This window comes from Paracoccus sp. SM22M-07 (assembly GCF_001887735.1).
In the GTDB taxonomy this organism is placed as follows: Bacteria; Pseudomonadota; Alphaproteobacteria; order Rhodobacterales; family Rhodobacteraceae; genus Paracoccus.
Map to the genome: position 1 here is coordinate 207,403 of NZ_JPKW01000005.1, position 8,968 is coordinate 216,370.

Below are 8,968 nucleotides of genomic sequence, written 5' to 3' on the forward strand. Positions count from 1 at the left end.
GCGCGCCTGACCGCGCGCCCCTTTCCACTCCGAAAGTTCCCTTCCATGGCGCTGATCCTTGGCATCGATAACGGCCTGACCGTCACCAAGGCGGTGGTCTTTGACGAAGGGGGCCGCGTCCTGTCGACGGCGCGCCGGCGGGTGGCGCAATCCATGCCCCGGCCCCGCCATGTCGAACGCGACATGGACGACCTGTGGACGCAGACCGCCGCCGCCATTGCCGAAGCCGTCGCCGGATGCGGCAGGCCCGCAGGCGACATCGCCGCCGTGGCCGCGACGGCCCATGGCGACGGTCTCTATCTGCTGGACGGCGATGCGCGTCCGCTGGGGCCGGGCATCCTGTCGCTGGACAGCCGCGCGGGCGACATCGCCCAGGGCTGGCAGGATGACGGCACCGCGCAGCGGGCGCTGGATCGCACGGGGCAGATGCCGCATGCATCCGCGCCATCGGCCATCCTGGCCTGGATCCGCGACCATGAACCCGAACGCTTTGCCCGCATCGGCCATGTGCTGGCCTGCAAGGACTGGCTGACATTCTGCCTGTCGGGCCGCATCGGCACCGACCTGACCGAGGCCAGCACCTCGTGCACCGACGTCCGGACCCAAGGCTTTGCGCCCGACATCCCCGCCATCTTCGGCCTGACCATCCCCCTGCCCGAGATTGCCCTGCCCGATCAGGTGGTGGGGCATGTGACCAAGGCCGCCGCCCAGCTGACGGGGCTGGCGGCGGGCACGCCGGTCGTGGCCGGGTTGCATGATGTGACGGCCTCGGCGCTTGGGTCCGGCGGCTATGGTGCGGGCACCGTCGCGATCGTGGCGGGCACCTATTCCATCAATGAAACGGTGACGGCCCAGCCGCTGTCCGATCCGCGCTGGTTCTGCCGCAATGGCATCAGCATGGGGGAATGGAACGCCATGTCGATTTCGCCCGCATCGGCGGCGAATTACGACTGGTTCCTCGACACGCTCTGCGCGGTCGAAGGACGGCAGGCGCAGGACCGGGGCGGCGCGCTGCATGCCGATATCATCCCCGAGATCGAGGCCGCCCTGGCCCAGCCGTCATCCGCCATCTTCCACCCCTACCTGTTCGGATCGCCGCATGGTCCGACCGCCAGCGGCGCGTTCTTCGGCTTGCGCGGCTGGCAGGATCGCGGCCACATGCTGCGCGCCGTGATCGAGGGCATCGCCTTCAATCACCGCCACCATGTCGATGCCTTGCGCGAGGGTTTCCAGCCGCAGGCGGCGCGGCTGACCGGGGGCATTTCGCGCAGCCCGGTCTTTGCCCAGCTGTTTGCGGATGTGCTGGCCATGCCCGTCACCGTCACCGCCACCGACGAGGCCGCCGCCTGGGGTGCCGCCCTCTGTGCCGGGTCGGGCGTGGGGCTGTTTGCATCCCCCCGCCATGATCCGCGCGATCTGGACGCGGTCACGACCCGCTTTTCGCCCGACCCCGACCGCAGCGCGCAGATGGCTGAACGCTATGCGGTCTTCACCGAATTGAACGACGCCCTGCGGCCGATCTGGCCGCGCCTCGAGGCGCTGCAAGGCCCAAGATGACCCGACCGCAAGACATCGACGTGCTGATCCTGGGCGCCGGGATCAACGGGGCGGGCCTGTTCCGCGACCTGTGCGAACAGGGCCTGACCTGCGTCATCGCCGACAAGGGCGATTTCGGGGGCGGCACATCGGCCGCGCCATCGCGGCTGATCCATGGCGGCATCAAGTACCTGGAAACGGCCGAGCTGGGCTTGGTCGCGCAATCGACGCTGGAACGCAACCTGCTGCTGAAGAACGCGCCGCATCTGGTCAAGCCGCTTGCGACCGTCATCCCGATCTTTTCCTGGTTCAAGGGTGTGGGCGCGGCCCTGCGCACGCTGATGGGATCGACCACCGCGCCGCGCAATCGCGGTGCCGCCCTGATGAAGGTCGGGCTGGCGATGTATGATTTCTATGGCCGCCGCCACCGGGTGATGCCGCGCCACCAGATGTGGTCCAAGGCGCGCGCGCTGCGGGAAATCCCGCCGCTGACGCCGCGCATCGTGGCCGCCGGTCATTACTATGATGCCACGGTCAGCATGCCCGAACGGCTGGTCTGGGAATTGCTGGCCGACGGAATACAGGCGCAGCCGCTGTCCCGCGCGCTGAACCATGCCGCCCTGACGGACAGCGACGGCGATGGGGTCACGCTGACTACTGCGGATGGGCCGCTGACGCTGCGCCCGCGCATCGTCGTCAACGCCGCGGGGCCCTGGATCGACAGGGTCAACGAACAGCTGGGGATGACGACCGCGATGATCGGCGGCACCAAGGGGTCGCATATCCTGCTGGATCATCCCGCGCTGCTGCGGGCGCTAAACGGGCGCATGATCTATTTCGAAGCCGATGACGGGCGCATCTGCCTGGTCTTCGACTATCTGGGGCGGGCGCTGGTCGGGTCGACCGACATCCGCGCCGACGACCCCGACACCGTCGCCTGCGAAGACCCCGAGATCGACTATTTCCTGTCGGCCCTGCGCGGACTGCTGCCGGGGCTGGATTTTGATCGCGAGCAGATCGTCTATGCCTATTCCGGCATCAGGCCGCTGCCCGCGTCGGATGCCGACAATCCGGGGCTGATCAGCCGCGATCATTCCGCCCCGGTGCTGGAGCCCGCGGGCGACCGCCGCTGGCCGGTGATCTGTCTGGTGGGCGGCAAATGGACGACCTTTCGCGGCTTTGCCGCCGAGGTTGCCGACACGGTGCTGTCGCGTCTGGAACGGACACGCCTGCGCGACACCCAAGACGCGCCGATCGGGGGCGGTCGGGATTATCCCGCCGACGCGGCGGCGTGGGCGCGCGATGCGGCGGGGGCCAGTGGCACATCCCCTGCGCGGGCCGCGACCTTGCTGGCGCGATACGGCACGACGGCGGCCGGGATCTTGCAGATCGAAGGGTCCGACCCTCAGATGCTGCGGGATGCCGATTACAGCCATGCCGAACTGATCTGGCTGATCACCCATGAACAGGTGGTCCACCTGCCCGATCTGGTGATGCGGCGGACCGCGCTGGCCGTCACGGGCCAGCTGTCGGCGCGCGATCTGGATTGCATTGCAGGGATTTGCGGCGCGGCCTTGGGATGGTCCCCCGACCGAACCGCATCGGAATTGGAACAGACCCGGGCGATGCTGGTGTCCCGGCATCGCCTGAGGCTGGATCAGGCGGCCGAGGCCTGATCCAAGGCGGCCAGCTGACCGTCCAGCGCCAGGACCTGGCGGACGGCTTCGGCGGCCTCGGCGCCCTTCTTGACGAAATGGTCGGTGAAGAAGGCCGTGTGCAGTTCGGTTTCCTGATAGTTATGCGGCGTCAGAGAGACCGAGAAACAGGGCACGCCCGTTTCCATGCCGGCCTGCATCAGGCCCGACACCACGGCCTGCGCGACGAAATCGTGGCGATAGATGCCGCCATCGACGACCAGCGCCGCGGCGACGACGGCGTCGTATTTGCCGGTCTGAGCCAGCTTCTTGGCCAAGAGCGGCATCTCGAACGCGCCGGGAACGTCATAGGCGTCGATGCGGGCGTTGGGGATCAGGCCTTCGGCGGCATCGACGAAACCGTCATGGGCGCGGTCCACGACATCGGCGTGCCAGCGTGCCTTGATGAAGGCGATACGGGGGGATTGGTTGGTCATCTTATCAGGAACCTTACGTTGCTTGCGTCAGGTCCCAGAGCACGAGCCATGACGGACCCCGGGACAGGGTCTGACACGGTTCTCTTCCATCCGGACTATACCGTCGGCCCCGGAATTTCACCGGATCTGCTGACCCCCTCCGAAAAGAGGCGCTCGCGGGCTGTCACCGCCGGTGGGGAATTTCGCCCCGCCCTGAGAACAATCCGAACATAACGTCCCGTTTGCGCCGCGCAAGGGTGACGCGGCGCAAAAACGCATCAAAGCGGTTCGATATCACCCTGCGCGCGATCGGCGTGGAAGCGGGCCACGAAGGCATCCAGCCGGCCGGCCGCAATGGCGTCACGCAGACCGGCCATCAGCTGTTGATAATAATGCAGGTTGTGCCATGTCAGCAGCATGCCGCTGATCATTTCGCCCGACCGGAAGACATGGTGCAGATAGGCGCGGCTGTAGCCGGTGCAGGCCGGACAGCTGCAGGTTTCGTCCAGCGGGCGCGGATCGTCCTGGTGGCGCGCGTTCTTGATGTTGACCTGTCCGCGATGCGTCCAGGCCTGCCCCGTGCGGCCCGACCGGGAGGGCAGCACGCAATCCATCATGTCGATGCCGCGCTGCACCGCGCCCACGATGTCGTCGGGTTTGCCCACCCCCATCAGATAGCGTGGCTTGTCTTCGGGCAGGAAACCGGGGGCGTAATCCAGCACGCCGAACATCGCCTCCTGCCCCTCGCCCACGGCCAGGCCGCCGACGGCATATCCGTCAAAGCCGATATCGGTCAGGGCTTTCGCCGATTCCTCGCGCAGGTCGCGGGTCACGCCGCCCTGCATGATGCCAAACAGCGCATAGCCCGGACGGTCGCCGAAGGCATCGCGCGACCGCTGTGCCCACCGCATCGACAGGCGCATGGATTTGGCGACCTCGTCCTCGGTCGCGGGCAGCGCCGGGCATTCGTCGAAGGCCATGACGATGTCGGACCCCAGCAGGCGCTGGATCTCCATGCTGCGTTCGGGGGTCAGGTGATGCTTGGACCCGTCGACATGGCTGGAGAATGTCACGCCCTCTTCGGTCAGCTTGCGCAGGCCGGCCAGCGACATGACCTGAAAGCCGCCCGAATCCGTCAGGATGGGCCGGTCCCAGTTCATGAACCTGTGCAAACCGCCAAGACGCGCGACGCGTTCGGCGCCGGGGCGCAGCATCAGGTGATAGGTGTTGCCCAGCAGGATGTCGGCCCCCGTTTCGCGCACCGATCCAGGCAGCATCGCCTTGACGGTCGCGGCCGTCCCCACCGGCATGAAGGCCGGGGTGCGGATTTCGCCGCGCGGCGTGTCGATGACGCCCGTGCGGGCTGCGCCGTCGGTGGCGTCGAGTGTGAAGGAGATGCGTTTGGTCATCATGCCGCCTGTCGCTGGAACCCGGGTCGCTGGAACCGGGCGTATCTAACCGCAGCGTCGTTTATGCGCAATGCCGGGGCAGCACTGGACCGCGGGCATGGGGTGCCCTATATAATTGGTCGGAATTGAAGGATGATGTGATGACCGAACCCCTGATGGAAGGCGCGCCGCTGATCGCGCCCTCGACCACGGACCATCCGCTCTACGAGGCGATCGTCGAGGCGTGCAAGACGGTGTATGACCCGGAAATTCCGGTCAACATCTATGATCTGGGCCTGATCTACACGATCGAGGCGAACGAGCAGAACGAGGTGCGCGTGACCATGACCCTGACGGCCCCCGGCTGTCCCGTCGCCGGCGAGATGCCCGGCTGGGTCGCGGATGCGATCGAACCCCTGCCCGGCGTCAAGCAGGTCGATGTCGAAATGACCTTCCAGCCACAATGGGGCATGGACATGATGTCCGACGAGGCCCGGCTGGAACTGGGCTTCATGTAAGCTTTCACGGCCTGCGGGGTTGAAGCGTCGCGGGCCGGATCACTATCTTGAGGGTCAGCATAAGGATCCCGCCATGTTCGCCATACCCGGCACCGCCCCCGTCACCATCACCGCCCAGGCCGCCGCGCAGATCGCGCGCCTGATGGCCGGCAAGGACGCCTTTGGCCTGCGGATCGGCCTGAAGAAGGGCGGCTGCGCGGGCATGGAATACACCATGGAACTGGCCCAGACCCCCGATGCCAACGAGGAGGTCGTCGAAAAGGACGGCGCCCGCGTCATCATCGCGCCGATGGCGCAGATGTTCCTGTTCGGGACCGAGATCGATTACGAGACGGGCCTGCTTGAATCGGGTTTCCGCTTCCGCAACCCGAACGTGACCGATGCCTGCGGTTGTGGCGAATCCGTCCGGTTCGAGCCGCTGGGAGGCAGCCGCGCCCAAAGCTGACGCCCCTTTGCATATTGCGCCGGTGCCGCCCCGTGACTAGCTTCCCCGGCAGGAGAAGGAGACATACATGCCACCGCGCAAAATCGCTGCAGGCAATTGGAAGATGAATGGCGATCTGGCAGCCTTGGCGCAGCTGGACGCCCTGGCAGATTCGGTCGACGGCAATTGCCAGGTCGTCATCTGCCCCCCTGCCCTGCTGATCCATCCGATGTCGTCGAAATCCGCGCCCGGCATCCAGGTCGGCGGGCAGGATTGCCATGCCAAGGCCAGCGGCGCCCATACCGGCGATCTGGCGGCTGCACAGCTGCGCGACGCGGGCGCGACCCATGTGATCCTGGGCCATTCCGAACGCCGCGCCGATCACGGCGAAACCGATGCGGTTGTCAGCGCCAAGGCGGTGGCTGCCCATCAGGCAGGACTGATCACCATCATCTGCGTGGGTGAAACCGAAGGCCAGCGCGACGGCGGAGATACCCTGCAAGTCATCTCGCGGCAGCTGGCCGGATCGGTGCCCGACTGCGCGACGGCGGACAACACCGTGATCGCCTATGAACCCGTCTGGGCCATCGGCACCGGCCGCACCCCCACCGACGACCAGATCGCCGAAGTCCACGCCCGCATCCGCGCCGACCTGTCCGAACGCTTTTCCGACGGGGCCGACATGGCCCTGCTGTATGGCGGCAGCGTCAAGGCCGGCAATGCGGCGCAGATCTTTGCCATCGCCGACGTGAACGGCGCGCTTGTGGGCGGAGCCAGCCTGAAGGCCGAGGATTTCGCCCCCATCGTCGCGGCGCTGGCTGCCGCCTGAGGCATTTTCACCATTGCGTCGCCTGACCGGGATCGGTAATCAGGCGGCAAGGCACCCGTAGCTCAGCTGGATAGAGCGCTGCCCTCCGAAGGCAGAGGCCAGGGGTTCGAATCCCTTCGGGTGCACCAATACACACCGCATTTGCGTGATACCGGGTTGGCTCCATATCTCCGCTGGCCCAGAAACGCGCACAGAAACCCCTATACGACGATTCTCTCAAAGATAGGTGCGCAGCGGGGGTTCCACTGTTCGCGCATCTAGCTAGATTGCTTGCTCATAAGGTGAGGACGCTTATCCTGAACAAAGCGGGTCTAGATGGCGAGGTTCGCAAGCGCGTCGTCGCCTTGGCGAAAGTTGCTGTCGAATGTTTCAATTCGGAAGACTGGCAGGCGCTTGGAGTACATGCAGGTCAGCTGGATGTTATCACCCGGCATGACCGTCTCTTGCGCAGCCTCAGCTTCAACGTTCCAGACTACGCCGGCAATGCTAATGCTGTTCTGTTCCGATTGGTTGAGATCGACCGCACAAACCTCGACATCATTGCTTAATACATCGCCGAGAATTACGGTGAAGAGGGTGGGAGCCTGTCGACCCGTGTCGGAAAAGGCCGGGCTATTACCTTCACCCCGAGCGTCTTTGAAATCCCCGAAGGCTGCGTCGAGAAAGGCCTCATTGGAGTGATGACCCCGTTCGCATGAGGCTTCGAGCCTGTTTTCAGCGCCATCCAAGAGGCGGCGCAAGCTTCCGGATATCGGGTGCTGCGGGCGAAAGACATTCGGGAGCATTCCACGGTCATCCAAGATGTGTTCAGCTTGATTTTCAAAGCCCACATTGTCGTTTGCGATTTCACCGATGAGAATCCGAACATCTTCTACGAGGCCGGGATTGCCCACACCTTGGGCAAGAGCGTCGTCCCAATAACGCAGTCGCCGGCCGACATTCCCTTCGATCTTCGTCATCATCGCCATGTTTCTTACCTGAACAACGCCGAAGGTCGAAAGGACCTGATCGAGCAACTGAAGCCACGTTTCAGCGGTCTTCGGAGGATCTAGGGAGGCAGTCTTACTTTCCTCTGAGGGACGCTACCCTTTTCGCAGCGGCTAGGCGGGCATGCGCGGTGGTGGGTAATGGTGCCTGCGCCAAGACATCCTCGGGGTCCCGCAACTCAGGCTCAAAGCGAATTTCGCCGTCGTTGAACATCACGACGGCCCCAGTGGCACCATCCTGCATCCAAATTTCCTGCGTCGGGTTTATTCGACGCAGAATGTCATTTCCTGGTGCCCATCCATCTTCATTACAAGATCCGATCCACTCCACGCACACGCCGTGATGCACACAGAGAGCGGCCAGATCGGCTAGAACGTTTGTGTAGTACACCGCGCGCTCCTCATCAAATGAGGGTGTCATAGCTACATGCCCTTGCTTGGGAAGGGCGAGGATGGCCGGACGGGCTTTATCAACCTGAACTGGCCCCCGTTTCGGCCGGACACTTGTGCATAGCCATGGAGGCTCAGGCATATGCCTGAGGACGTGCTTGTGTCTGAGATTGAGATCATCACCGATGGCGGTCGTCGGCGCCGCTGGACGGCTGCCGAGAAGCTGCGGATCGTGGAGGAGACGCTGGAGGATCACGCCGGCATTTCCATCGTTGCGCGGCGCAATGGCGTCGCACCCAACCTGGCTCGTATCGTTGGCGAAGGCTCATGCTCGAAGGGGGGAGTGTCGCCGTGACCGAGGATGATGATGTCACCAGCAACAAGGTCGTGCGGCAGCTCGAGGATCGCATCCGCGAACTTGAACGGCATCTCGGCCGCAAGACGCTTGAGGCCGGGATCCTGCGCGAGGCCTTGGACAAGTCACGCTCAGAAAAACCGACCTTGGATGCGCGGTCGCCGCTGACAGGCGGTTTCCGGTGACGGTCGTGGCAGATATCCTTGGTGTGGCCCGCCCGAACCTGATCGATCGACTGAAGGGTAGGACGAAGCCGCGCCGGCGCTACCATAAGGCGCAAGACGCGGAGCTGATGCCGCGGATCGTTACGCTGGTGACGGCCCGGCCCACCTATGGCTGCCGGCGCATCACCGCGATCCTGAACCGCCAGCTGCGGTCAGAGGGCCTGGCACCGGTCAATCACAAAAGGATCTACAGGATCATGCAGTCCCA

9 protein-coding genes, 1 tRNA gene, 1 pseudogene and 1 riboswitch are annotated in these 8,968 nt (G+C 64.8%); of the genes and pseudogenes, 9 read left to right on the forward strand and 2 right to left on the reverse strand.

Going from position 1 to position 8,968, the window contains the following annotated elements; genetic code table 11:
• Positions 1 to 45: 45 nt before the first annotated feature.
• Together IE00_RS10510 and IE00_RS10515 are read left to right on the forward strand one after the other, a co-directional pair.
• Positions 46 to 1,557, forward strand: coding sequence for an FGGY-family carbohydrate kinase (locus tag IE00_RS10510; protein WP_072297064.1), 1,512 nt, complete (start codon positions 46 to 48; stop codon positions 1,555 to 1,557).
• A complete protein-coding gene (locus IE00_RS10515; protein ID WP_072297065.1) occupies positions 1,554 to 3,212 on the forward strand; it encodes a glycerol-3-phosphate dehydrogenase/oxidase in 1,659 nt (552 codons plus the stop codon). Before IE00_RS10510 ends, IE00_RS10515 begins: the two co-directional genes overlap by 4 nt.
• Here IE00_RS10515 and IE00_RS10520 read toward each other — a convergent pair.
• Positions 3,194 to 3,667 (reverse strand): 6,7-dimethyl-8-ribityllumazine synthase, encoded by a 474-nt coding sequence (locus IE00_RS10520; RefSeq protein ID WP_072297066.1) that lies wholly within the window; start codon positions 3,665 to 3,667, stop codon positions 3,194 to 3,196. The two genes, IE00_RS10515 and IE00_RS10520, sit on opposite strands and share 19 nt — an antisense overlap.
• A gap of 74 nt (positions 3,668 to 3,741) precedes the next feature.
• A riboswitch (FMN riboswitch) is annotated at positions 3,742 to 3,871 on the reverse strand.
• Positions 3,872 to 3,924: 53 nt separating this feature from the next.
• On the reverse strand, positions 3,925 to 5,055 hold the full coding sequence (gene tgt / locus IE00_RS10525; RefSeq protein ID WP_072297067.1) for a tRNA guanosine(34) transglycosylase Tgt: 1,131 nt from the start codon (positions 5,053 to 5,055) through the stop codon (positions 3,925 to 3,927).
• Between the two features lie 140 nt (positions 5,056 to 5,195).
• Here tgt and IE00_RS10530 point away from each other — a divergent pair, with 140 nt between their 5' ends.
• From IE00_RS10530 to IE00_RS19500, 7 genes and pseudogenes are all read left to right on the forward strand, one after another.
• The gene (locus IE00_RS10530) at positions 5,196 to 5,552 is read left to right on the forward strand and encodes an SUF system Fe-S cluster assembly protein (RefSeq protein WP_072297068.1); all 357 of its coding nucleotides are present in this window, start codon (positions 5,196 to 5,198) and stop codon (positions 5,550 to 5,552) included.
• Between the two features lie 73 nt (positions 5,553 to 5,625).
• A complete protein-coding gene (locus IE00_RS10535) occupies positions 5,626 to 5,997 on the forward strand; it encodes an iron-sulfur cluster assembly accessory protein (RefSeq protein ID WP_072297069.1) in 372 nt (123 codons plus the stop codon).
• Positions 5,998 to 6,064: 67 nt separating this feature from the next.
• Positions 6,065 to 6,805, forward strand: coding sequence for a triose-phosphate isomerase (gene tpiA / locus IE00_RS10540; protein WP_072297070.1), 741 nt, complete (start codon positions 6,065 to 6,067; stop codon positions 6,803 to 6,805).
• A 51-nt stretch (positions 6,806 to 6,856) separates the two neighbouring features.
• Positions 6,857 to 6,933: transfer RNA gene (locus IE00_RS10545), tRNA-Arg, on the forward strand.
• 153 nt (positions 6,934 to 7,086) lie between these two features.
• Positions 7,087 to 7,353 carry a hypothetical protein gene (locus IE00_RS20865; RefSeq protein ID WP_170864124.1) on the forward strand — a complete coding sequence of 89 codons (267 nt, stop codon included), beginning with the start codon at positions 7,087 to 7,089 and terminating at the stop codon, positions 7,351 to 7,353.
• Between the two features lie 207 nt (positions 7,354 to 7,560).
• Positions 7,561 to 7,857, forward strand: a complete 297-nt coding sequence (locus tag IE00_RS20870) for a hypothetical protein (RefSeq protein ID WP_170864125.1) — start codon at positions 7,561 to 7,563, stop codon at positions 7,855 to 7,857.
• Between the two features lie 466 nt (positions 7,858 to 8,323).
• Positions 8,324 to 8,968 (forward strand): annotated as a pseudogene (locus IE00_RS19500) (transposase); the annotation flags it as partial.

What these genes read in the sequence shown, in the direction of transcription:
- IE00_RS10510 (WP_072297064.1), top strand. Translation starts at nt 46, where the DNA reads ATGGCGCTGATCCTTGGCATCGATAACGGCCTGACCGTCACCAAGGCG.
- IE00_RS10515 (WP_072297065.1), top strand. Translation starts at nt 1,554, where the DNA reads ATGACCCGACCGCAAGACATCGACGTGCTGATCCTGGGCGCCGGGATC.
- IE00_RS10520 (WP_072297066.1), bottom strand. Translation starts at nt 3,667, where the DNA reads ATGACCAACCAATCCCCCCGTATCGCCTTCATCAAGGCACGCTGGCAC.
- tgt (WP_072297067.1), bottom strand. Translation starts at nt 5,055, where the DNA reads ATGACCAAACGCATCTCCTTCACACTCGACGCCACCGACGGCGCAGCC.
- IE00_RS10530 (WP_072297068.1), top strand. Translation starts at nt 5,196, where the DNA reads ATGACCGAACCCCTGATGGAAGGCGCGCCGCTGATCGCGCCCTCGACC.
- IE00_RS10535 (WP_072297069.1), top strand. Translation starts at nt 5,626, where the DNA reads ATGTTCGCCATACCCGGCACCGCCCCCGTCACCATCACCGCCCAGGCC.
- tpiA (WP_072297070.1), top strand. Translation starts at nt 6,065, where the DNA reads ATGCCACCGCGCAAAATCGCTGCAGGCAATTGGAAGATGAATGGCGAT.